Raw genomic sequence first — 23664 nt, 5'->3', positions numbered from 1 at the left:
AGGCTGCTATTAGGCGGCTGCGCAGGGCAGTGGGCAAATCAGAAAGTCGCAGGGACTATTGAAAAAACCGGCACCGGCTTGTGTGGGAACCGGGTAAGACAGTTCCCACACAAGCCAGGGCGATTTCGTCGGCAGGGTGTGTCAGTAACCCACGGTAAAGCGTTGGCGCGAATGCTTCGGTGTTTCCACTTCGTCAATCAGGGCAATGGCGAAGTCGGCAAAGCTGATCCAACTACGGCCTGCGCTGCTCACCAACAGGTCGTCCTGACCCAGGCGGAAGGTGCCGGTGCGCTCGGTCTCGACAAACTCTGCCGAGGGCGAAAGGAAGGTCCAGTCCAGTTCCTTTTCCTGACGCAAGGTGTCGAGGAATGCCGCGCCAGCACTGGCCTCGGCCTTGTATTCGGCAGGGAAACCCTGGCTGTCGATGACCCGCCCGCCGTCCGGCAACAGCAGCGAGCCCGCGCCACCCACTACCAGCAGACGCTTCACGCCCGCCTGTTTTACCGGCCCGATCACCGCAGGGGCCGGCAGGGTGGCGAAGTGCGCAGCGCTGATCACCACGTCGCTGCCGCTGATGGCCTGTTGCAGGGCTGCAGCGTCCAGGGCGTCGGCCTGTTTGACGGTCAAGCCCGGGCGCGCGGCGATAGCTCCAGTGTTGCGTGCGATGGCCGTGACCGTATGGCCGCGACGCAGGGCTTCTTCCAGCAGTTGGCTACCGGCACGGCCGGTGGCACCAATGATTGCGATCTTGCTCATGACGTTCTCCAGTGCGGTAAGAGTTGGATCAATTCACCACTGCATTTCGCCCTTGGCGACTTTGGCACTCAGCTCCAGGGAGCTTTCATCGGCCAGCTTCGGGTAGCGTTTTTTCATGGCTGCGATCAGGGCGGCGGAATCCTTGGCCTTGGCGGTTTCTACATCGAAAGCCTTGATGTAGTCGGCCGTGAAGGCGACGGATTTGACCGAAGGCGTGCCCAGGTAGTGGCCCGGCACCACGGTGACCGGCTTGAGTTTTTCGATACGTTGCAGGGTGCCCAGCCAATCGGTATGGGATTGCGCGCCCTGGGTGTCGGCCATCCACAAGTGGATATTGTCCGAGACCACCACGCCGCCGACCACGGCCTTGATTGATGGGATCCAGACGAAACTGCGATCCGGCTGCGGGCCGTCCAGGCCGATGACTTCCAGCGGTTGCCCTTCGAGCGTCAGGCTATGGCCTTCGAGGACCTGAGGAATGATGGTCTTGGCGGGTTTGTCGGCACCCATTTTCGGGCCCCAGTAGGCGACTTTTCCGGCAACGGTGGCCTTGATATGGTCGACCACCGGCTGCGGTGCAAGGATCTTGGCCTGTGGGAAAGCGCTGGCCAGGGTGTCGAGGCCGAAGTAGTAATCCGGGTCGCCATGGCTGATGTAGATGGTGGTCAGCTGTTTGCCACTGGCGCGGATCTTCTGCACCAGTTGCTCGGCCTGGCCCTTGCCGAACTGCGCGTCCACCAGGATCGCGTCTTTCTCGCCGCTGACCAGCACCGAGCTGACGGGGAAGATCGCCGATTCACCGGGGTTGTACACGTCGAGAGTAAGGTCGGCGGCAGCTGCGTGAGCGGCAAAGCCGAGTACGGTAGTGGCCAATACAAAGCGCTTGAGGGTGGTGAGCATGTTCAGGTCCAGGTCAGAGGTGCCTTGGCAGGCGATGGACAGAGCTTAGTTGCACTTAACGCAGCAAAAAATGCGATGCTGGAACATAGTTTGTTTCTAAAACCGGGCAAATCATGGATCGTCTTCAAGCAATGCGCGTGTTTGTCACGGTGGTCGACCTGGGCAGCCAGTCTGCGGCCGCCGATCATCTGGACCTGTCGCGCCCAGTCGTGTCGCGCTACCTGGCAGAGCTGGAGGACTGGGTGGGCGCGCGCCTGATGCACCGCACCACGCGCAAGCTCAGCCTGACCGCCGCCGGCAGCGAAACCCTGCCGCGTTGCCGGCAGATGCTGGAATTGTCCTGCGACATGCAGGCCGCCGTCAGCGAACCGGACGACACCCCTCGTGGCCTGGTGCGCCTGAGTGTCAGCACCTCGTTTGGCCAGGCGCAACTGGCGGAGGCGATGGCCGAGTACGTCAAGCGCTACCCGCAGGTGACCATTGATCTGCAAATGCTCGACCGCACGGTGAACCTGGTGGATGAGCGCATCGACCTGGCGATTCGCACCAGCAACGACCTGGACCCCAACCTGATTGCGCGGCACCTGACGGTATGCCGCTCGGTGATCTGCGCGTCGCCGGCCTATCTGCTGGAACATCCGCAACCGCAGCGGGTAGAAGAGCTGGCGGGGCACAATTGCCTGACCCATTCCTACTTCGGCAAAAGCCTGTGGCATTTCGAGGAAGATGGCGAGCCGGTGTCGGTGCCGGTACACGGCAATATCAGCGCCAATGAAGCCAGCACCTTGCTACGCGTGACCCTGGCCGGGGCGGGGGTGGCGATGTTGCCGACCTACCAGGCCGGCGACTACATCCGCAGCGGCCAGTTGATCCGCCTGCTGCCCCATGCCGAGCCACGGCAGATGAACATGTACGCGGTGTATGCCTCGCGCAAGCACATGCCCCAGGCGTTGCGCAGCCTTCTGGATTTCCTGGTGTTGAGGTTCCCGCCGCAGCCGCAATGGGATGCAGGGCTAGACGTGCGATAAGGCGCCTGAATACCCCTCAATACTGGCAACTCGCCCTGGCTGACCTATGCTTACCACAGCACCTTCTTGATCTGTCCGGAGGTCACCGCCATGACGATCAAAACCAGAAAGTACCTGATGATTTTTACCCTCTGCGCCCTGGCCACGGCCCTCTATGGCACCGCCGCCTACCGCGCCGAACAGGCCCGCATGCAACCCGGCATGGCCGCAACCTGCAACCACGGACAATGCACCTACTCGGCGACCCTGAGCGCGTTGCGCTAAGCCGGAGGGCTGTGGTGGCAATGGAGCTCCTGTGGCTTCTGGGGCTTCTATGGCTCTTGTGGCGAGGGAGCTTGCTCCCGTTGGACTGCGCAGCAGTCCCATTTCAGGGCCGCTTCGCGCCCCAACGGGGGCAAGCCCCCTCGCCACAACAAGCCCCCTCAGCACAACAAACCTTCTCACCACGGTAAATCGGCCTACAGAAGGTGGGCGGTCGATCACTCTGCATTCAACTGTTCGCGAAACACCTTGGGTGAAAACCCGACGCGCCGGCGAAACAGTCGAGAAAAGTTCGTCGGATCAGAGAACCCCAGTACGTCGGACATTTCATTGATGGTCATGCTGGTGTAGGTCAGCAGGCGCTTGGCCTCCAGCAATTGGCGGTCGTGCATGATCTGCAAGGCCGGCTGCCCGCCCAGTTCGCGGCAGGTGCCGTTGAGGTGCGACACCGAGATCCCCAGCTTGTGCGCCAGGTCTTCGATCTTCGGGTGTTCGCGGTAGTGCTGCTCCACCAACTGGGTGAAGCGCCGAAAATACTCAAGGCTGCGTGGCACCCGGGTATGGCAGCGCTGGATGGCCTGGCGGCTGATCCACACCAACAGCACGCTGACCAGGGCGTGCATCATCATGTCCCGGGCCGGGAAGTTGTCGTTGTATTCATCCTGCAACCGGGCAAACAGGCTATTGAGGTAGTCACTGTCCTGGCCCGCCGGATAACTGCCCAGGGCGCTCAAGCCATCTACCGCCGAGCCCAGTTGGCCTTGCAGATGCGCCACCAGCGGCGCAGCCAGTGTCACCACAAACCCTTGCACATCCTCGGCAAACCGAAACCCATGCACGCATAACGGCGGCAGCACTTGCAGGGTCGATTCCGTCAGCGTCGTGCGCTGGCCCTCGATCTCCAACTGCGCCTGGCCTTTGTACACGTAGAGCAACTGGCACAGGTCCGCATGTCGGTGGGGCTGGATCTCCCACTGGTACTCACGGCTGCGCCGGGAGATGGTTTCACAGTGCAACAAATCCGGGGTCGGCCACTGTTGGCTTTCCCCATAGAGTTTGAACACTGGAACGGCGGGACTGGCATTTTTGGTCATGGTTTCAATCCGATACTCAGGACAGTGGTTCGGTAATCGCCCCAATTGGCGAAAAGCGCAGGCTTTGGCTCAGTTTTCACCTTCTTATGGGGCTCACTCAAGGGAAAAATGCCAGCACCAAAACCAATGACAACGCTTTCACTGAATACGTTCGGGGGAAGCAGGCGGGCCATAAAAATAATGAAAACCCTGAAAACCCAAGTCGCCATTATCGGCGCCGGCCCTTCGGGGCTGCTGCTCGGCCAGTTGCTGCACAATGCGGGAATTGAAACCCTGATTCTTGAGCGCCAGGCCCCCGACTATGTCCTCGGACGTATTCGCGCCGGTGTGCTGGAGCAGGGCATGGTCGACCTGTTGCGCCAGGCCGGGGTCAGCCAGCGAATGGACGCCGAGGGCCTGGTACATGCAGGCTTCGAGCTGGCGCTGAACGGTCGCTTGCAACATATCGACCTGAAATCCCTGACCGGCGGCAAGACCGTGATGATCTACGGCCAGACCGAAGTCACCCGCGACCTGATGGCGGCCCGCGAGCAAGCCGGTGCGATCACCCTGTATGAAGCGCGCAATGTTCAGCCCCACGACCTCAAGGGCGAACGGCCCTGGCTGACCTTCGAGCACCAGGGCCAACACGTGCGCCTGGACTGCGACTACATCGCCGGCTGCGATGGCTTCCACGGCGTGGCACGCCAGTCGATCCCCGCCGATGTGCTCCAGACCTTCGAGCGGGTCTACCCGTTCGGCTGGCTGGGTATCCTCGCCGACACCCCGCCGGTTCACGCCGAACTGGTCTACGCCAAGCACCCACGCGGCTTTGCCCTGTGCAGCATGCGTTCGCCCAGCCGCAGCCGTTATTACCTGCAGGTGCCGGCCGAGGAGTCGCTTGAGGCATGGTCCGACCAGCGCTTCTGGGATGAACTCAAGGCGCGCCTGCCCGATGAGTTGGCCGCGCAATTGGTGACCGGGCCGTCGATCGAAAAGAGCATCGCCCCGCTGCGCAGTTTCGTGGTGGAGCCGATGCAGTACGGGCGCCTGTTCCTGCTGGGGGACGCCGCCCATATCGTGCCACCCACCGGCGCCAAGGGCCTGAACCTGGCGGCCAGTGATGTCAGCACCTTGTTCACTATCTTGCGCAAGGTGTACCGGGAAGGGCGCGTGGAGTTGCTGGAGAAATATTCACAGATCTGCCTGCGGCGCATCTGGAAGGCTGAACGGTTTTCCTGGTGGATGACCTCGATGCTGCACCAGTTTCCCGAGGCGGATGGCTTCAGCCAACGCATTGCCCAGAGCGAGCTGGAGTACTTTGTCGAGTCGCAGGCGGGGCGCAAAACCATTGCAGAAAATTACGTCGGACTTCCTTACGAGGCTATCGAGTAGCCGGCTATCGAGTAAGCTATCGGGCATTGCCACGGGGCTCTTTTCCCGTGGGCCTTGCCTACAGGTTCTGTCGTGACCCAGCCCACTCCTTCTGTACGCAGTATCCTCGCCGCCCTGATGCTGGCGATTTTCCTCGGCGCGCTGGACCAGACCATCGTCGCCGTGTCGATGCCGGCCATTTCTGCGCAGTTCAACGACGTCAACCTGCTGGCCTGGGTCATCTCCGGCTACATGGTGGCGATGACTGTGGCCGTGCCGATCTACGGCAAGCTCGGCGACCTGTATGGGCGGCGGCCGATGATGCTGATCGGCATGGGCCTGTTTACCGTCGCCTCGCTGTTTTGTGGCATGGCGCAAAGCATGGAACAGCTGGTGCTGGCGCGCATCCTCCAGGGCATTGGCGCAGGCGGGATGATTTCCGTGAGCCAGGCGATCATCGGCGACATTATCCCGCCCCGTGAGCGTGGGCGTTACCAGGGTTACTTCAGCAGCATGTACGCGGTCGCCAGCGTGGCCGGGCCGGTGTTGGGCGGCTATATGACCGAGTACCTGTCGTGGCGCTGGGTGTTTTTGATCAACCTGCCATTGGGCGCGGGCGCCTGGTGGGTGGCCCATCGCACCCTGGTAGGGCTGCCGGTGCCGCAGCGCAAGCCGGTCATTGATTACCTCGGCACGCTGCTGATGATCATTGGCTTGACGGCGTTGTTGCTGGGCATCACCGAAATCGGCCAGGGCCATCATTGGCGTGATGATCAGGTGCTGGGCCTGCTGGCGTGTGCCTTGGTGGCGCTGAGCATATTTGTCTGGCATGAGCGCCGGGCGCGGGAGCCCTTGTTGCCCATGCACCTGTTCGCCAACCGCAGCGCGGTGTTGTGCTGGTGCACGATTTTCTTCACCAGCTTCCAGGCCATCTCGCTGATCGTGCTGATGCCCCTGCGTTACCAGAGCGTCACCGGTGCCGGTGCCGACAGCGCCGCCTTGCATCTGCTGCCGCTGGCCATAGGCTTGCCGATGGGCGCGTTCTTTGCCGGGCGCATGACCTCGGTGACCGGGCGCTATAAACCGATGATCCTTGGCGGGGCGCTGCTCACGCCGATTGCGATCCTCGGCATGGCCTTCAGCGCACCCAAATCGCTGATGCTCAGCAGCCTGTTCATGGTGCTCAGCGGCATTGCCTCGGGCATGCAGTTCCCGACTTCCCTGGTGGGCACGCAAAACTCGGTGGCGCAACACGACATCGGCGTCGCCACCAGCACCACCAACCTGTTCCGCTCACTGGGTGGCGCGGTTGGGGTGGCGTGCATGTCGGCCTTGCTGTTGGCGTTGTTGCAGGATTCGAGTTTTGCCCATCTGGCCAGTGGTTCGATGATGGCCGAAGGCAGCTCCGGCAATGTGCTGCTCGATGGCCTCAACGCGGCGCCTGGCCCGGCGCAGGATGCGTTGCGTGGGGAGTTGCTGAGCACCTTCCGGCATTTACTGATGGTCAGTGCGGCGGTGTCGTTGCTGGGGTTGGCGGCGGCGATTGCGATGCCAAACCACCTGTTGCGGGGGCGCGAAGACAAGGCGCGATAGCGTAGGCGCCGGCAAGCCGGCTCCTACATGCAATGCAGCTGTGCGCGTTGCCCGCTTACGGGCTGTAGTAACCCACCGCCACCAGAAAATGCCCGCTCTTACGCAGATAGGCATGCTTGTTTTCCACCTTGCCGGTCACCGGGTTTTTCCAGCGGTATTGATATTCCCCCTGATCCTGCTCCTTCATCAGTTGCAGGATCGGCTCGCCCACGGGCTTGCCGTCCGGGTCCTTGACCTTGGCGAAGTCGGTGTTGATCAGGCGCAGGTTGGTGCCGTGGGCCACATAGCGCCCGGTATCCAGGTCGACCACAAACACATACAGGTCGTCCTGCAAAAAGCCGCCCTGCAGCGCATTGATGGCCTTCAACGCGCCGGCTTCGTTTTTCTCCAGTTCCCTGACCGCCTTGTCCCGCAGAGCCTTGGCCTGTTCGGGCGTGGCCCGGGGCAGGTAATAGCCGACGGCCAGGATGCGCTGGCCGATGCGCTGATAGAACACATGTTTGCGCTCCACCTTGCCGTCGTTCCAGTTCTGCCAGCGGTACTCGGCCTGCTGGATGCCATTGCCTTCCGGGATCTTCAGCGCCGCCTTGAACGACTGGCGCAGGTCCGGCCCGAGCACTTCGGACACGTCGCGCCCGATCAGCGCCGATGACGGACCGCCACTGGCCAGCAGCACGCCCTTGGTATCGACCACGAACACATAGCGGTCCTTGTCGACAAACTCGCCCTGGCGGCTGAAGGCGGCGAAGGCCTTGTCACCGTTGTCGTGGTAATAAGCCAGGGCCTTCTCCAGCAGCGCCTTGGCGGCCTGGGCGTCCTGTTCATTGGGGGTTGCGGCCTGGGCCTGGCTGAAACACAGCAACAGTAGCAGCCAGGTGGCGCGGAGCATTCCCTTCATTACCCGTCCCTCGTTCTTGTGAATGTCCCAAGAGCGTAGACGGTTGCCCGGGGATTAGAACGGCTGGGTCGGCAGGTATTTTCCGTCCAGGGTAATGACCGCGCGGGAGCCGCCGTCCGGGTCTTCGACCTTCTTGATGTCCAGCTTGAAGTTGATGGCGCTGATGATGCCATCGCCAAACTGCTCGTGGACCAGGGCTTTGAGGGTTGAACCATAGACCTGCAGCATTTCATAGAAACGGTACACGGTCGGGTCCGTCGGAATGCCACCGGGGATGCTGCCGCGCAGAGGCACGCTTTGCAGCAGACGGCTGGCGTCCGCGTCCAGGCCCAGTTTGGCGCACACCACATCGGCTGCGTCCTTGGGCAGCGGGTGTTGCCCGAGCAGGGCCGCGGTGACGAACGCCAGGCTCAGGCCGGTGCCGTCGCTGAGGTCCTGCCAGGACAGGTTTTTGCGGGCCTTGATATCAATCACGGTGTCAGCCAGGGCCAGGCGTGGGGTTTGGGACAATTGGGATTGCAGCATGATGACTTCCTCTTCGGTTAAATAAGGTTCAGGCGGCGTGTGCGCGGGTCTGTGGATTGTCCAGCAGGGATACAAAGCGAGCGGTGCGGCCATCCAGGGCGTTGATGCAGCCGCTTTCGATATCGTAGACCCAGCCATGCAGGCTCAGCCGGCCCTGTTCCAGCGCCAGGGCGACGCTGGGATGAGTCTTGAGGTTGGCCAATTGTGCGACCACGTTTTCCCGTACCAGAGCGCTCAGTCGCTCTGCATCCGAGGCATGGGTACGTGCGGCGTTGATCACCTTGGCCGACTCGGCATGGCGCAGCCAGTTGGCCACGGCGGGCAAGTGATCCAGGCATTTGCAGGTGGAAATGGCCGTCATGGCGCCGCAGTCGGAATGGCCGCAAATCACGATATCGCTGACCCCCAGCACGGCCACCGCATATTCGACCGTGGCCGAGACCCCGCCCGGCTCCGGGCCGTAGGACGGCACGATATTGCCGGCATTGCGGATCACAAACAGATCGCCTGGTTCCTGCTGGGTCAACAGCTCCGGGACTACACGGCTGTCGGAGCAGGAAATAAACAGCGTGCTGGGGTGTTGCGTGGTTGCCAGTTGCTTGAACAGGTCACTGCGCTGGCTGAAGGCTTCGCTCTGGAACTTGCGCAAGCCGTCGATGAGATGCTGCATGGTGTTTCTCCTTGCGTCGCTGATGGGGCAAGGATGGAAGTTTTTGGTTATAGCGTCCAAGACCGGCTTATTATGGTTTCCATAAGTCATGCCTATAGTTGGAGTGTTTTGCATGCTGCTACGCCATATCCGCTACCTGCTGGCCGTCGCCGAGCACCGTAACTTCACGCGGGCTGCCGAAGCGTTGCATGTGTCGCAGCCGACATTGTCGCAACAGATCAAGCAACTCGAAGAGAGCCTGGGGGCACCGCTGCTGGATCGTTCCGGGCGCAGTGTCAACCTGACCGACGCGGGCCAGGCCTATGTGCGGTTTGCCCGCCTGGCGCTGCAGGATCTGCAGGCGGGCACCCGGGCCATGCATGACGTGCAGGACCTGACTCGCGGCAATTTACGCCTGGCCATGACCCCAACGTTCACCGCGTACCTGATCGGGCCGCTGCTGGCCCGGTTTTATCGGCAGTATCCGGGGATCACCGTCAGCGTCGAGGAAATGCCCCAGGACCGTCTTGAGCGCGCGCTGACCGAGGATCAGCTGGATATCGGCATTGGCTTCAGCGGCGAGCACATGCCAGACATCGAATGCCAAGGGGTGTTTGTCGAGGAGTTGAGCGTAGTGGCCAGCGCCAGTCATCCAACCTTGAAGCGCAAACAGTGGCTCAAGCTGGCTGACTTCAAGCAGCAACCCCTGGTGCTGTTGAACAGCGGATTTGCGACGCGACGTTACATTGATGACTATTGCCGGACGCTGGAGATAACGCCGCAGATTGCCATGCAGGCCAATTCGATCAGTGCGGTGATTGAAATTATTCGCCATACCCAACTGGCGACGATCCTGCCCCGCGAGGTGGCTATGGCCCAGCAGGGCTTGCACGCGGTGCAACTGCGCCCGCCGTTGCCGCAGCGCACGGTGGCCCTGCTCAGTCGCAAGGGCGCTTATCGCAGCGCGGCATGCCGGGCGTTTGTCGACGTGGTGAGTGGGTGGCGAATGTTTAGTCATCCTGAAAGTGAACTCCACCAAGACTGAATTTAAGGGCGTAACCCAGCGTGTGAGGCTGGCGCTCATCTCTTCACTGTGATCCCTGCATGGACGGTTCCCCCGACACTCACCCCGAGGCCTCGCCTGGCGCCACCGCGCCCAGCCGCCCGGTGTGTTGGCTGGGCGTTGATGCACTGCCTTCTGAACTGGCTTTTTGGGCACTGTGGCACTGCCGCCATGCCCGCCCGCCGGATACCGCTCCCTTACGCTGATTGCCCCTATCACGGGTGCGCCGTCGCGCGCGCCTGCCTGACGCAAACGTAAGAGAGTTGCCATGAGTACCGTCTTTGCCAGCCTGCACGAAGCCCAATCCTTTCTTGACCAAAACCCCGATATCGAGATGTTCGAGCTATTCATCCTCGACAGCAACGGCGTGCCCCGCGGCAAGTTGCTGCACCGTGATGAACTGCTGGCGGTCTACGCCACCGGCCGGCCGCTGCCCAGTACCATTCTGGGCCTGACCCTCAATGGCGATGACGTGGAAAACTCCGGCCTGGTGTGGGAGGTGGGGGATATCGACTGCCGCGCCTACCCGATCAGCGGCAGTTTGCAGCGCATGCCGTGGCGGTTGATTCCCACGGCGGCGGTGCAGGTCAGCATGCACCCGGAGGAAGGCTTGCCGGCGACCGTGGCCGACCCCCGGCACCTGCTGGCCAAGGTCATCGACGGGCTCAAGGCCGATGGTTATTACCCGGTGATGGCCGCGGAACTGGAGTTCTACCTGCTGGACCAGAAGCCCGACAGTAACGGCCGCCCACAACCGGCGCGGGATATGGACGGCGGTCGCCCGCGCTCGACCCAGGTCTACGGCCTGCGCGAGCTGGAGCAGATCGAGCCGTTTCTGGCCGACCTGTACAGCGCCTGCAAGCTGCAAGGCATTCCCGCGCGCACGGCGATTTCCGAATACGCCCCCGGCCAGGTGGAAATCACCCTCGAGCATCGCAGCGATGCGTTGCAGGCGATGGACGAGGCGGTGCGTTACAAGCGCCTGGTCAAGGGCGTGGCCCACAAACACGGGATGACCGCCTGTTTCATGGCCAAGCCGTTCGACGACCTGGCCGGCACCGGCATGCACATGCACGTCAGCCTGGCGGACGCCGATGGCAACAATCTGTTTGCCAGCGAGGCAGCCGACGGTACGCCGCTGCTGCGCCAGGCGGTCGGCGGGATGCTCAGCACCTTGCTCGATTCCTTGCTGCTGTTCTGTCCCAACGCCAACTCTTACCGGCGTTTCCAGAGCAACAGCTATGCGCCGCTGGCGGCCACCTGGGGTGTCGACAACCGCACCGTCAGCCTGCGGGTGCCGGGTGGGCCGGCGTTTTCGCGGCATATCGAACACCGCATCTGTGGCGCCGATGCCAACCCGTACCTGGCGGCGGCGGCCATCCTTGCGGGGATCCACCGTGGCATTCGCGAGCAGCGCGATCCCGGCGCGCCGGTGACGGGCAACGGTTATGCCCAGGCCAAGGAGCTGCTGCCCACCGACTGGCTCACCACTTTGCGTGCCTTGGAAGGTTCGGCCTGGGCGCGTGAAGCGTTCGGCGAGGAATTTCTCGGCGTGTACCTGGCGGTCAAGCGGGCCGAGTACCGGCAGTTCATGGGCGAGGTGGGCGAGCAGGACTGGCGCTGGTACCTGCACCAGGCGTGATGATGAACCCTGAGTCTTTCGACCTTTTTTTCACGCGGGGGTGATTAAGCTGAAAGTCCAGTGTCCGTAGAGACCGGTTCATCTACATGAGTACCGTGATGTCGTCGCAACCCCCATCGTCCATCGAGGCTGAATTCGCCGCGCGCTGTGATCGTGACCACGCTCGCGTCTGTGGTGACCCACGGCCGCCAGGCTTGTTGCGGCGCCTGTGGTTATGGCGCGACGAGCGCCTGGTGCGCCAGGCTCTGAAAGTCGCGGGGGAGCCCGGCCTGTTGCTGGACCTGGCCTGTGGGGCGGGACGCTTCTGGCCGGTGCTGGCCGAGCACAGCAATCGCGTGATCCTGGCCTCGGACTTTTCCCAGACCATGCTTGATCATGCCCAGAGCCACTATGGCGCGGCCTTTCTGCGGCGGATCAAGACGTTCCAGGGTTCGGCATTTTCCATCGGCCTGTCGGCCAACGCGGTGGACTGTATTTTTTGCCTGGAACTGTTTCGCCACGTCTCCAGTGTCGAGGCGCGACTGACGCTGTTACGCGAGTTTCACCGGGTCAGCCGCGACACGGTGATTGTCGCGGTGGACAGTGACAGCCGCCATCGTCAGCTCCATCCGCCGGGCACAGGGCAACCCTTGTTGTCCCATCGTGTGGAGGTGGAAGCGGAGTTTCGCCAGGCGGGCTTTACGGTGCTGAACCAGCAAGAGTTCATGCCCGGCTCGGCCCTGTGGCGGGTTTATGTGCTGCGCAAAAGAGGATAACCCTCAACTGTCGGGCTATTCTTCGTCTCCTGTCAGAGTTTTCATGATGGCTGGCACACTGCGGGTGCTCGAAAGTCCCGCTGGCGATATATACTGCGCGCCATTCTTCAAGGGAGAGCCGTGTGGCCATCGATATTCACTGGATCTGCGACAACGATAGCCTCGGCCAGCATTGCGCCGAATGGCAGCAGTTGCCATTCGTCGCCCTCGACACCGAATTCATGCGGGTCGACACCTTCTATCCCATCGCCGGGTTGATCCAGATCGGGGATGGTGTACGCGCTTATCTGATCGATCCCCTGACCATTGATAACTGGCAACCCCTGGCCGCCTTGCTGGAAAACCCGGCGGTGATCAAGGTGGTGCATGCCTGCAGTGAAGACCTGGAAGTGCTGCTGCGCCTGACCGGCAGCCTGCCGGTGCCATTGTTCGACACCCAACTGGCAGCCGCCTACTTGAACCTCGGTTTCTCCATGGGCTACTCGCGCCTGGTGCAAGCGGTGCTGGACATCGAGTTGCCCAAGGGCGAGACCCGTTCGGACTGGCTGCAGCGGCCATTGTCCGAGACCCAGGTCAGTTACGCCGCCGAAGATGCGGTGCACCTGGCGGAAGTCTATACACGGCTGCGTCCGCGACTGTCGGACGAAAAATACGCCTGGGTTCTGGAAGACGGCGCCGAGCTGGTGGCCAACCTACGCCGGGAAATCGACCCTTACGAGGTGTACCGCGACGCCAAGCTGGCCTGGAAACTGTCCCGTGCCCAGCTCGCCGTCCTGCGCGAACTGTGCGCCTGGCGCGAGCAGCAAGCCCGTGCCCGCGACCTGCCACGCAACCGCATCGTCCGCGAACACTCGCTATGGCCCCTGGCCAAGTCGCAGCCGGATAACCTCGCGGCCTTGGGCAAAACCGAAGACATGCACCCGCGTACCGTGCGCCAGGACGGCGAATTCCTGCTGGGCCTGATCAAGCGTGCCGCCAGTGTGCCGATGGACCAATGGCCGCCGGCCGTGCCTGAGCCGTTGCCGGTGGATGCCGCTGTGCTGATCAAGCAACTGCGCGCGCTCGGCCAGACCTTCGCCGAACGCCTGGACATGGCCCCGGAGCTGATGCTGCGCAAGAAAACCCTCGAGGCACTGGTCAAGAGTGGCTACCCCGATGGGCCTTACCAATTGCCTGACTCGCTGCGTGGCTGGCGCCGCGAGTTGATGGGCCAGGCGCTGCTCGACAGCCTGGCCACTGCCGGAGAACAGCCTTGAAACATATTTGTTCCATATACCGCAGCCCGAAACGCGCTGGCATGTACCTTTATGTGCTCAAAAGCGATGCCCTGGAACGCGTGCCCGAGGGCCTGCTGACCGTGTTCGGCAAGCCGGTACACGCGTTCAACCTGGTGCTGACGCCGGAACGCAAACTGCAGCAGGAAGATATCGTCGCGGTCCTGGACAACCTGCAAAAGCAGGGCTACCACCTGCAAATGCCACCGCCGGATGACGAGTACATCGAGCACTTGCCCGAAGAACTGCTGCGCCGTAACGACCCGATGTGATCGACCCGTGTCCCGCTCGGGACACGTTTGAATCGAATGACCTGGCGAGCCCCGAGCCCTGCAGTCAGTTTGCTGTCGGTGGCCGCCTGCACTGTTTTTGAAAGGTTTGAACCATGCGCGTTCTGATAGCAGAACAGGACCACCCGCTGTACGCCCGACTGCTGCGCGAAGCGGCGCCGGATCTTGAAGTCCTGACCAGTGGCGACTCGGCCCAATTGTCGCGCCATGCCGCCGATTGCCCGGTATGGCTGGGCCAGCCGGACCTGCTGGCAACCCTGCTGCGCCAGGGCCATCACCCGCAATGGCTGCAATCGACCTGGGCTGGCATCACGCCGCTGCTGGCCGATGGCTTGCCTCGGGATTATCGCCTGACCCGCGCGGTCGGCATTTTTGGCCAGGTGATGGCCGAGTACGTGCTCACCTACATGCTCGGCCACGAACGTGAGGTGCTGGCGCGCCTGGTCAGCCAGGTCGAGCGCAAGTGGGACAACCGCATGGGCCAGAGCCTGGCGGGGCGCAAGGTGCTGATTGTCGGCACCGGTGATATCGGCCAGAGCGTGGCGCAATTCCTGCTGCCCTTTGGTGTGGAGTTGTACGGCATTGCCAGCCAAGCCCGGGAGCAGGCCCCGTTTATCGAGGTAGCCGGGCCGGATCAACTGGGCCGTCTGGTGGGCGAGGTGGACTATGTGGTCAACCTGCTGCCCAACACCCCCAATACCCACGATCTGTACGATGCGGCGCTGTTTAAGCAGTTCAAACCCACCGGCCTGTTTATCAACGTCGGCCGGGGTGTGGCGGTGGTGGATGCCGATCTGGTCGAGGCCCTGAAAGAAGGGCACCTGGCCGGCGCGGTCATCGACGTTTGTCGCCAGGAACCACTGCCACAGCGCCATCCGTTCTGGACCGCCTGGGGCTTGTTGCTGACCGGCCACAGCTCGGCGCCGACCTGCCCGCGGCGCATGGTGGCACTGTTTGTCGAAAATCTGCGGGCGTACCAGGCCAAGGATTCGCTGCGTGGCGAGGTGAGTTTCGAGCGGGGATATTGAAATACCCCACATCGCGAGTAGCGCGCATCTGATTTTATCGCTGGCGGCAACGTGGGAGGCTCACTGACCTTAAGAAGGGAGGCCTCTCCATGCTTGAATCGCGCGCTGTTGCTTCGCAACCGTCTCTGGGGGCCATGCTGCCCGCATCGTTGGCTGATCCCGTCAGCACCCCACCGACGGAATCCAACCTGGCAACTGGCGGCGAAGAGGTCCGGATCAGCCTGGTCGAGGAGAAGCCAGGCCTTGAGGCTGCACTGGGCGACAGGCAGAACCTCAAGGTACTGGGGCAAAAGCTCTACGAAGTCGCCACCCGGCTGGGGGTAAACGCCACACCCCAGGCAGTGCAGGCCGCGTTGGCGCATACCCCCCTGGACATAGACGCCGGCTCCTCCTATCCCCTGGCAGACGGCAAGAGCGCCACTTTGGCGAGCGTCATCAGGCACCTGGGCCTGTTCCTGCCCCTCAGCCACTTTCATCTCACCAGCCTCGCCGATGCAGTCACTGCAAGAGCCCTGGAGCATCCGCTTGGGGATTTTGGCGGAGGGTTGTCGTGGCCGGTGCCCATGAGCCCAGATGAGCAACGCAGGCTGGGTGCGTTCGCCCAGAGCCACCTCGCAGAGCAGCCGCAGGGCGCACAAGGCCAGGGGCTGCTGGATTTTCTGGACCAGCGCCAGCCCGTTGCCACACCGGTACCGAGCAACCCCGTCAAGGCCCTGGAATCCCTGGTGAGTTCCGCTGAAGGGCAGCGGCTGGGAAAGCACCTGCAAGAGCAAATGGGCGGGATAGCCACCGACCGCAGCGTCAACGACTATCTGCTGGCCGCCATTGCGGTGCAGTTGGATCCGCAGTCCATCGCCGCGCCTCATCGCAACAAGGTGGCGGGTTTCGACCTGGCCAGCGATGCGCACTGGGGCAAACCTGCCTCCTTCGTGGTGGACAGGTTGAGCAGGCACCTGAGCAGCAGTGGCAAGACCAGCCCGCAGATGGCTGGGGTAGGCGCCTATGGGTTGCTGGCCCGCAAGGCGCCTGAATTTCTGGTCAAGGACATCCCGGACCGGGTGACCTATGGCAGCCCGGCCTGGGTCAGCCTGGCAATTGCTACGGCGACCATCGAGGCCCAGTCGCCGGGGAAAGTGCCGAACATGACCTTCGCCCAGGTCATGCAGCAGGCAGAAAGTGCGGGCGCGGCCGATCCTGGTCTTACCCGCGATGTGCAGCGGGGGGCCCTGGTGGACTGGGGCGTGGTCAATGGCCTGCTCGAACGCAAGGAGGATGAGCGCTACACCGACGCAGAGCTGAACCTGCTGCAAACCACCTTCAACACCCGCCAGCGGCAAATGATCACTGCCAGCCAGTCCTTGGATAAGGACATTCCCAGTCGCAAAGCGATGGCCCTGGAGGCGCTCAAGCAACGGTTTGGCGACCTGGGCGGGCTTTTTGAAGAGCCGTTGATCAACACCACCCGTCATCCCCGTGGCGGTCCCGGAACACCGGCAACCATATTGGTCGGCCATCATTCGCTGTTGGATATCGCCATGATGGACCTGCCGTCGCCGGCGGTGTTCTATTCGGCGGACAGCCGCATCCCCCTGGCCGAGTTGAATGCCAATCACCGATTTGGCATAACCGAGGCATTCAACCAGCAGTTCAATGACACGATCCGGAGTAAAAAGGCTGCGATCGCTGTCGCCATCAAACACCTGATCGCACAGCTTCCATTGGCGGATCGGAAGAAATTCGAATATGGAAAAATCACCTTCTATCAAAACCTGTCCCACACGCTAGGCCTTGGATTTACGGATAAAACCGATCATCCCAAGGGGCAGGAACTGCTGTTGAAAATTGAAGGGGAGGGTGAGCCTGCAGCATACGAAATCAACTTTGCCCAAGGTGTTATTCGATCGACGGACCTCTGGCGAGCGGATGTGCGCACTTCAAGAAAGGCCAATCTTGTCCGCGAGACCCGAGAGTTCGTACCGCGCAATGACGCTGTGCAGCAGAACAAACAAAGCGTTCCGGTAAGCAACGCGTTACTGGATAGCCTTGCTTCGGATCGCACTCGATACATCGCCGATGCATTTGTTGAACACCTTGATCTCGATGATCCCGACATAAAGGAACACGCGCGGGGGCAGACCACGTTGGACAAACAGCGGGGCAGGGCAGCAGTGGCTGAAGCGTATCTGTTGAGCCTTGTTCCGTTTTATTCGGCGATTGGCAATTTCCAGCAGGGTAATTATGGCGAAGGGGCTACTGACCTTGCGCTGGATATCTTTGGCTTGCTCAGCGCTGGCGCTGCAAGCGCAGGGAAATTGGGCCGATTGGGTGGGACTGCGTTATCCGCAGCGGCGAAGGTTTTACAGGGCGCAAAGATCATTGGGGCTGCCACGATCAGTGCATTGAACCCCCTTGGCGGGTGGGGCGAGTTGGCGGTCGGCGGTGCGAGGTTGGTCGGCAAAGGCGTTTCCAAAGGGATTGAGGCGGTTAACCGGCTCAGGGGGGCTTCCGGCAGCTATGACTTGTTGAAGGCGGTCAGTAAGGACTATGGCACCGCGGCCACGGGCACGTTCAGGGTCGCAGGGCAGCGTGTCGAGGGCGGTGCGGTGCTCCAGGGCGGCAAATGGTATGCCTTCGACGCCGACAAGATGCGGCCTTATGGCGGGCCTCTTGAAGGGTTCACCGCAGAAACCAAGGCGATGGGCGGCACGCTTGCCGTGGCGCGTATTGCGCCGGGCAGTGAGCTGAGCAATCGGATGCTGCTCGAGTACAGCGTTGCACCCGCAAGCATTGCCGGGCTTTCGCGCAATAGTCAGGGGGTCTACGTCGCGGCTGATGGCCACCTGTCCCATATCCGCCACACCGACAGCGCTGGTAAGACTGCGGTCTATGAAGTCCGACAAGTCACCCGTACCGAGGATGGGGTGGTGCAGGCTCGGATCTATCACAAAGGTCGGCAGACACCGCTGCTGGTCCAGCATGTACAGGGCGATCAGTGGCAGCGCCTGCGTTTGCCCGGCGCCGCTCCGCAGTCGGTGGCAGACGATCTGGGGGAGGTGATTGGACTTGGCGGCGAGGGGGTCATCTACGCAAGTCGCGACGGGAAAAGTGTCTACAAGGATCTTGGCCCTACCGCAATCAAACCTCCCGCTAAATACGTCAGCATGGAGGCGATATCGCTGAATAAATATTATGGTGAGGGGTTTGCAAGTGTGATCATCGAGGACGGTCGTAAATATATAAAGATGGGCAAAGTCGATGGCGTGGATCTCAGTAAGTTTGAGAGAAACAGTTTGCCGCCGGAAGCGCGATCATTCATGGATGATGTATTGGCGCAGATGGAGGCCAAGGATATCTATCACAATGATCTGCAATTAAAGAACTTTATGTATTCGGCCAAAGACCAGAAGATTTATCCGGTGGATATGGATTCGCAGGGCGCGGAGTTTATGGTGCCGGTGGTGATGGCGGCTTATAAGCGACAGAAGGAGGAACTGCGCAGGGCGTTTGCCAGCCTTGTCGCTAAAGCCCCTTGAGCAACTTGCGATGCCCCCTGCCGGTGTTTAACGGCAGGGGGGCGGCGACTGCCCTAGCCACAGGCGGATCCCGTGCTTAAAGGTTGAAATCCCCTTCAGCCACCAACTCGGTCAAAGGCCGGCGCGGGCTGGGAGCCTCCCGGGCCTGCAGGTAGTCCGCCAGAGTCGATTTGTCACCGAGCTTGCCCACGGCGACGGCCGCGTGCAGCGCATAACCCTCGGGGATCTTCAGTTCCTTGCGGGTCAGCTCCTGATCGAAACCGGCCATGCCGTGGGTGTGCCAGCCGCTGAGGCTGGCCTGTAGCGCCAGGTGGCCCCAGGCCGAGCCGGTGTCAAAGGTGTGCCAGAGTGCCGGGGTTTCTTCACTGGCGCCGGGCACCGCAAAGTCGGTTTTCGAGATCACGATCACCAATGCCGACGCATGTTGTGCCCAGCCACGGTTGAACTCGTTCAGCAGGCCCAGATACCGTTGCCAGTCCGGCGTATCGCGCCGCGCGTACAAAAAGCGCCAGGGCTGCGAGTTATAAGCCGAAGGTGCCCAGCGTGCGGCTTCGAAGAAACTCAGCAGGGTTTCCACCGCAATGCTCTCGCCGGTAAACGCACGCGGCGACCAACGGTCGGTGAACTGCGGATGAATCGGATAATCGGCAACGCGTGGCTCAGAGCTCATAAGCGCATCCTGATGAAAAAAACGGCCTTCAAAACTACGTCGCCGCTGCACGTCTGACAAGTCTCGCCTTACCGGCAGTCGTAAGCGCTTGGCCCCAGGGGGCTTGGGCACTAGACTGGCGACCTTTTCACCTACCGATACTGATGTAGAGCCATGGCCGCTAAAGTCGAACCTTTCTGGATACGCAAAACCCTTGAGCACCTCGACCAGGAGGAGTGGGAGTCGCTGTGCGACGGCTGTGGCCTGTGCTGCCTGCAAAAGCTTGAAGACGAAGACGACAACAGCGTCTATTACACGCGTATCGCCTGCAAACTGCTGGACCTGAAAACCTGCCAGTGCACCGACTACCCTAACCGCCGGGACTCGGTGCCCGATTGCATCCAGCTCACCCCGGGCCAGGCCGACCAGTTCAAGTGGCTGCCGCCGACCTGTGGCTATCGCCTGGTCAGTGAGCGCAAGGATTTGCCGCTCTGGCACCACCTGGTCTGCGGTGACCGCGATGCGGTGCACCACGAACGCATTTCCCAGTCCGGCCGCATGCTCAGCGAAGGCAGCGTGCCCGAGGACGATTGGGAGGATTACCTGATTTTCCGCGCAGGCTGAGGAGAGCGTATGACGGTCCAAGCCAAGCTGGCGGCGAGCCTGCTGTTGCTGGGGTTGAGCGCGTCGGCGTGGTCGGCGAAAAAGGTCGACCTCGATTATCACGTCAAACTGTTGCCCCAGAGCGATCAGGCCGAGGTGCGCCTGAGCCTGTCCCAGGGTTCGGCTGTGCGCAGCCTGAACTTCGACCTGGGTCGCGACGGTGACTACAGCGACTTCAAGGCCGATGGCCAGTGGCAGGTCACGCCTGACGCGGGGGCCAGTCGCGGCCTGTGGCAGCCGGGCGCCGACAAGGCCAGCCTGACCTACCGCGTGCGCCTGAGCCATGCGCGCAAGGCCGGCATCTACGAGTCGCGCATGACCCCCAGTTGGGCGCTGTTTCGCGGTGAGGATCTGGTGCCGGCGGCTCGCCTGGACCAGCAGGACGGCGTGGAGTTGGTGTCCCGGCTGACCTTCGAGCTGCCGCGGGGCTGGAAAAGCGTCGAGACCGCCTGGCCACGGATCGGCAAGCACAAGTTCCGTATCGACAATGTCTCCCGGCTGTTCGACCGGCCCACCGGCTGGATGGTCGCCGGCAGCTTGGGCAGCCGCCGGGTGCGCCTGGGCGAAACCGAAATCACCGTGGCCTCGCCCAAGGGCCAGGCCATGCGCCGCATGGACGTGCTGACCTTGCTGACATTTGTCTGGCCCCAGGTACAAGCGGCGTTTCCCCGGCATCCGGCCAAGCTGCTGCTGGTGGGCGCCAGTGACCCGATGCGCCGCGGCGCGTTCGCCGGGCGCGATTCGGTGTACCTCAATAGCCGTACGCCGCTGGTCAGTGAAAACGGCAGTAGCCCGCTGATCCGCGAAGTGGTGCAGGCCATTGGCCGGTTCAATGACCATCAGGGCAGTGACTGGATCAGTGAGGGCCTCGCGGAGTATTACGCCATCGAACTGCTGCGTCGCGCAGGCGGTATCAGCGATGAGCGTTATGGGGCGATACAGGCGCGCTTGAGCAAGGACGGCAAGGGCGTAACGACGTTACGCGGTGAGCACGTCAACGGCGCCACAGTGGCGCGGGCAGTGGTGGTGTTGCAGGAGCTGGATCGTGAAATCCGCCTGAAAACCCACAACAAACGCTCCCTGGATGATCTGACCCAGGCACTGATGCGCCTGGACAGCTTCAGCACCAAGGAGTTTGTGCAGTTGGCCGAAAGCGTGATCGGCCAATCCTCGGTGGTGCTCGACAGCAAATTGCTGCGCTGAAGCTCAACGGTGGAAGCAGGTTTGTGTAGGAGTTGGGTCGCCGCATCGCTGCGATGGCGGTCTACCAGTGGCCAATGTGCTGACTGAGCTACCGTCATCGCAGGCAAGCCAGCTCCCACAGGAGTACGCGCACGCCTCGAAGATCAGGTCGGCTGTCAGGCCGCCTCGCTTTGCTTGTGATCTTGATCTTAGGCGCCCCGTTAAACCACGCTGGCCGTCATCCGATTTTGATTTGGGGGGGTAACCCGGCAGGACGCCGGGTTAGCCGCGCTGGGCCATGGATGGCCCATCGCGGCGGCCCCCCAAATCAATGTCGGATGACGGGCACACCGAGCCTAGGCGAGGTGCCGAGTGGTGGGGCAAGAGCGTTTTGCTTACTTTGGCGCTTCTCCAAAGTGAGCCGCCGTAAGGGCGGAACCAATAGCCGCCGTGACCCCAGCAACGGATATGTACACAACCCCAAGAACCACTAGAGAAAAGAGCTGTGTAGATACCTATGCTGCGCCCCGACAAGCCAGCTCCCACACAAGCCAGCCCCCACCTTTGGCTTGTGCCTCAGGGCGTAGTTTTTTCGGCAGCCACTTCAGCCCGAGTCTTGAGATTCTTAAGTTCCTCACCCGCGCGCTCGATGCGGGTGCGCACGCTATTCATATCCTGGCGGCTTTTTTCCAGCAGCGACTTGGCCGAACTATGGCCGCTGATCCCGCGCGCCAAGGCCACACCACCAATCGCCACCTGGATCAGGCCGAAAAAGCCACCGCGGCGAATGCCCTTGCCCATCATCACTACGCCACCGGCCAGTGAGCCAATGCGCTCCCAGCCCTGGACGTTCTGGGTCGGCTGGGTCTGGAACGGTGTCGATTCAATCATGGGTTTGAGGGTTTTGCTGTCGCTCATGGTCTGTCTCCAACAAAGGGCCATAGATATGTAACTGACTGCGGGCCAGAGGTGGATGTTCCCGCCAAATCAGTACTTGGGCCCCGAACGGGTGTTATTGCCCTTGGCCAGGCGATCGTAGAGCACCACGTTGACGGTGGCCGCAAGGTTCATGCAGCCGGTGGTCGGGATGTAGACCACATCTTCGCACCACTCGCGGATCTCTTTATCGAGGGAGCCATCTTCGGGGCCGAAGATATACAGCGCACGATCAGGATGGGTGTATTCCGGCAGCGGCCGGGCACCGTCCACCAGCTCCACGGCAACCGGAATGCAGCCCAGGGGCAGGATCTTTTTCAGGTCGTCGATGCCGATCAGCGGGATGTCGTGGTGGACTTTCTTGGTGTCGGTAATAAAGTCCCGGGCCCGCTCATAGCGTTTACCGGTGTAGAACACCGAAGCCACCCCATAGCAGCCAGCAGCGCGCATGACCGAACCGACGTTTTCGGGGGATTTGGGGTTATACAGACCGATGCAGCTGTAGCGTTTATTGCCCACGGGAGAGGGTGCCTTCGAGAAAAACCGCAATTATACGGGGATTGCTCGAGCAGCGGTCGCTATAGAAATGGTGTGTTTGGGCGATTGTCATCGCGGGCAAGCCCGGCTCCCACAGGTGAACACATTTCAAATGTGGGAGCCGGGCTTGCCCGCGATGACGTCGTAACGTTCAGCGACGACCGTCAGTCGTCCTTCTTCATCAACCCCGCCAACGCCGCAAACGGGTTGTGCGTGGCCTTGGCGATGGTCGGGCTGCTGGTGGAGCCTTCGCCGAAATACTGTTGGTCGGTATAGCGCGAGTGCTCGTTGTCATGGCAGTACAAGCAGAGCAATTCCCAGTTGGAACCGTCCTGGGGGTTGTCGTCATGGTTGTGGTTACGGTGGTGCACAGTCAGTTCGCTGAGGCGCTTGCCGGCGAATTCACGGGCACAGCGGCCACACACATGGGGGTACATTTTCAGGGCTTTGTCGCGGTAGCCCATTTCCCGGTCGCGCTGGGCATCGGCGAGGATGCGGTCCAGCTTGGCGGTGTGGGAGGGCGGGTTGCTTGAGCTCATCATGGCTCCTGTTTTCTAGTGGATCACGGATGGCGTTGATTCTAGCTGCTCGCGGAGCAATAAGCCCTTGGCTTTTTCAGCCCGGGTGCCGGCCGGCGACGGGGTGCTGTGGAGCGGGGTAATAATGCCCGCCTATCTATTTAAAAACCGTTGGGAAGTTAAAGAGCGCAAAAGTTAGTCTGGGGCGAAAAAGTGTTGGACTAACTTTGCCAAGTTCTTTAATGTGGCGCCTCTTGGCCCACCGCCGCTGTGGTGTCGAGTATTCAATAAGCCTGGTCTTTCCGGGCGAACGTTAGTTTCCCGTACAATCGGGTTTTCCCATCACGATATCAGCCTCCGCGGCTGGCGTTGTGGCGTTTCAAATCAGAGGCGCTCGTCCAGAGCGTGCTGCTGCCTATCACCGAAGTCGGGTAGGTTGAAGAGTCTGATGATCGTCTTTCCAATAATAAAAAACGACGAATTACCCTGTGCTTATAAATTCATGACTCTGGAATTATATTCTGTGTGAGTTGTAAG

Annotated in this window: 23 protein-coding genes; 13 read left to right on the top strand and 10 right to left on the bottom strand. The window is 61.6% G+C overall.

What is annotated here, in order from left to right:
- Positions 1-141: 141 nt before the first annotated feature.
- Together HBO24_RS24265 and HBO24_RS24260 are read right to left on the bottom strand one after the other, a co-directional pair.
- The gene (locus HBO24_RS24265) at positions 142-756 is read right to left on the bottom strand and encodes an NAD(P)-dependent oxidoreductase (RefSeq protein WP_120732140.1); all 615 of its coding nucleotides are present in this window, start codon (positions 754-756) and stop codon (positions 142-144) included.
- 33 nt (positions 757-789) lie between these two features.
- Complete coding sequence (locus HBO24_RS24260; protein ID WP_170060473.1) at positions 790-1656, bottom strand: MBL fold metallo-hydrolase; 867 nt, start codon at positions 1654-1656, stop codon at positions 790-792.
- Between the two features lie 113 nt (positions 1657-1769).
- On the opposite strand from HBO24_RS24260, the gene HBO24_RS24255 reads away from it, so the two are divergent.
- A complete protein-coding gene (locus HBO24_RS24255) occupies positions 1770-2684 on the top strand; it encodes a LysR family transcriptional regulator (protein ID WP_057441299.1) in 915 nt (304 codons plus the stop codon).
- 90 nt (positions 2685-2774) lie between these two features.
- Positions 2775-2948, top strand: a complete 174-nt coding sequence (locus HBO24_RS24250; protein ID WP_162947714.1) for a hypothetical protein — start codon at positions 2775-2777, stop codon at positions 2946-2948.
- Between the two features lie 215 nt (positions 2949-3163).
- On the opposite strand, the gene HBO24_RS24245 is transcribed toward HBO24_RS24250, so the two are convergent.
- A complete protein-coding gene (locus HBO24_RS24245) occupies positions 3164-4039 on the bottom strand; it encodes a helix-turn-helix domain-containing protein (protein ID WP_115127604.1) in 876 nt (291 codons plus the stop codon).
- A 189-nt stretch (positions 4040-4228) separates the two neighbouring features.
- Between HBO24_RS24245 and pobA the strand changes: the two genes are divergently transcribed.
- Both pobA and HBO24_RS24235 read left to right on the top strand, forming a co-directional pair.
- Entirely contained in the window at positions 4229-5413 is a 1185-nt protein-coding gene (gene pobA / locus HBO24_RS24240) for a 4-hydroxybenzoate 3-monooxygenase (protein ID WP_169960425.1), read from the top strand.
- A gap of 117 nt (positions 5414-5530) precedes the next feature.
- On the top strand, positions 5531-6985 hold the full coding sequence (locus tag HBO24_RS24235) for an MDR family MFS transporter (RefSeq protein WP_233092085.1): 1455 nt from the start codon (positions 5531-5533) through the stop codon (positions 6983-6985).
- Positions 6986-7040: 55 nt separating this feature from the next.
- On the opposite strand, the gene HBO24_RS24230 is transcribed toward HBO24_RS24235, so the two are convergent.
- Genes HBO24_RS24230 through HBO24_RS24220 form a run of 3 tightly spaced genes read right to left on the bottom strand, consistent with a single transcriptional unit; the run spans position 7041 to position 9078 of the window.
- Positions 7041-7883 carry a cache domain-containing protein gene (locus tag HBO24_RS24230; RefSeq protein WP_057441329.1) on the bottom strand — a complete coding sequence of 281 codons (843 nt, stop codon included), beginning with the start codon at positions 7881-7883 and terminating at the stop codon, positions 7041-7043.
- 54 nt (positions 7884-7937) lie between these two features.
- Positions 7938-8408, bottom strand: coding sequence for a cyanase (gene cynS / locus HBO24_RS24225; RefSeq protein WP_057958800.1), 471 nt, complete (start codon positions 8406-8408; stop codon positions 7938-7940).
- A 28-nt stretch (positions 8409-8436) separates the two neighbouring features.
- Entirely contained in the window at positions 8437-9078 is a 642-nt protein-coding gene (locus HBO24_RS24220) for a carbonic anhydrase (protein WP_057958801.1), read from the bottom strand.
- A gap of 112 nt (positions 9079-9190) precedes the next feature.
- Here HBO24_RS24220 and cynR point away from each other — a divergent pair, with 112 nt between their 5' ends.
- From cynR to HBO24_RS24185, 7 genes are all read left to right on the top strand, one after another.
- Positions 9191-10102, top strand: coding sequence for a transcriptional regulator CynR (gene cynR / locus HBO24_RS24215; RefSeq protein WP_057441293.1), 912 nt, complete (start codon positions 9191-9193; stop codon positions 10100-10102).
- Between the two features lie 286 nt (positions 10103-10388).
- A complete protein-coding gene (locus HBO24_RS24210) occupies positions 10389-11762 on the top strand; it encodes a glutamine synthetase family protein (protein WP_057441291.1) in 1374 nt (457 codons plus the stop codon).
- Positions 11763-11860: 98 nt separating this feature from the next.
- Positions 11861-12517, top strand: coding sequence for a class I SAM-dependent methyltransferase (locus tag HBO24_RS24205; protein WP_057441289.1), 657 nt, complete (start codon positions 11861-11863; stop codon positions 12515-12517).
- Between the two features lie 122 nt (positions 12518-12639).
- Entirely contained in the window at positions 12640-13773 is a 1134-nt protein-coding gene (gene rnd / locus HBO24_RS24200; protein ID WP_170060471.1) for a ribonuclease D, read from the top strand.
- Positions 13770-14063 carry a YcgL domain-containing protein gene (locus HBO24_RS24195; RefSeq protein WP_057441287.1) on the top strand — a complete coding sequence of 98 codons (294 nt, stop codon included), beginning with the start codon at positions 13770-13772 and terminating at the stop codon, positions 14061-14063. Before rnd ends, HBO24_RS24195 begins: the two co-directional genes overlap by 4 nt.
- 113 nt (positions 14064-14176) lie before the next feature.
- A complete protein-coding gene (locus tag HBO24_RS24190) occupies positions 14177-15109 on the top strand; it encodes a D-2-hydroxyacid dehydrogenase (RefSeq protein ID WP_057441285.1) in 933 nt (310 codons plus the stop codon).
- Positions 15110-15198: 89 nt separating this feature from the next.
- Positions 15199-18642 carry a hypothetical protein gene (locus tag HBO24_RS24185; protein WP_170060470.1) on the top strand — a complete coding sequence of 1148 codons (3444 nt, stop codon included), beginning with the start codon at positions 15199-15201 and terminating at the stop codon, positions 18640-18642.
- 76 nt (positions 18643-18718) lie between these two features.
- On the opposite strand, the gene HBO24_RS24180 is transcribed toward HBO24_RS24185, so the two are convergent.
- On the bottom strand, positions 18719-19312 hold the full coding sequence (locus HBO24_RS24180) for a nitroreductase family protein (protein WP_120732150.1): 594 nt from the start codon (positions 19310-19312) through the stop codon (positions 18719-18721).
- A 153-nt stretch (positions 19313-19465) separates the two neighbouring features.
- On the opposite strand from HBO24_RS24180, the gene HBO24_RS24175 reads away from it, so the two are divergent.
- Both HBO24_RS24175 and HBO24_RS24170 read left to right on the top strand, forming a co-directional pair.
- Positions 19466-19915: a YcgN family cysteine cluster protein gene (locus HBO24_RS24175; RefSeq protein ID WP_029292333.1), complete on the top strand. Its 450-nt coding sequence runs from the start codon at positions 19466-19468 to the stop codon at positions 19913-19915.
- A gap of 9 nt (positions 19916-19924) precedes the next feature.
- Positions 19925-21157 carry a hypothetical protein gene (locus HBO24_RS24170; protein WP_170060469.1) on the top strand — a complete coding sequence of 411 codons (1233 nt, stop codon included), beginning with the start codon at positions 19925-19927 and terminating at the stop codon, positions 21155-21157.
- A 555-nt stretch (positions 21158-21712) separates the two neighbouring features.
- Here the strand turns inward: HBO24_RS24170 and HBO24_RS24165 are convergent.
- From HBO24_RS24165 to HBO24_RS24155, 3 genes are all read right to left on the bottom strand, one after another.
- Positions 21713-22054: a DUF2892 domain-containing protein gene (locus HBO24_RS24165; RefSeq protein WP_170060468.1), complete on the bottom strand. Its 342-nt coding sequence runs from the start codon at positions 22052-22054 to the stop codon at positions 21713-21715.
- Positions 22055-22123: 69 nt separating this feature from the next.
- Positions 22124-22591, bottom strand: a complete 468-nt coding sequence (locus tag HBO24_RS24160) for an RNA methyltransferase (protein WP_057441281.1) — start codon at positions 22589-22591, stop codon at positions 22124-22126.
- A 182-nt stretch (positions 22592-22773) separates the two neighbouring features.
- Positions 22774-23148, bottom strand: coding sequence for a YajD family HNH nuclease (locus HBO24_RS24155; RefSeq protein ID WP_038448187.1), 375 nt, complete (start codon positions 23146-23148; stop codon positions 22774-22776).
- Positions 23149-23664: the final 516 nt, after the last annotated feature.

The sequence above is a fragment of the Pseudomonas sp. WS 5410 genome (genome assembly GCF_012985645.1).
Lineage (GTDB): Bacteria > Pseudomonadota > Gammaproteobacteria > Pseudomonadales > Pseudomonadaceae > Aquipseudomonas > Aquipseudomonas shahriarae.
Note: the sequence above shows the minus strand (reverse complement) of the source record. Positions and strands in the feature narration are given on the sequence as shown.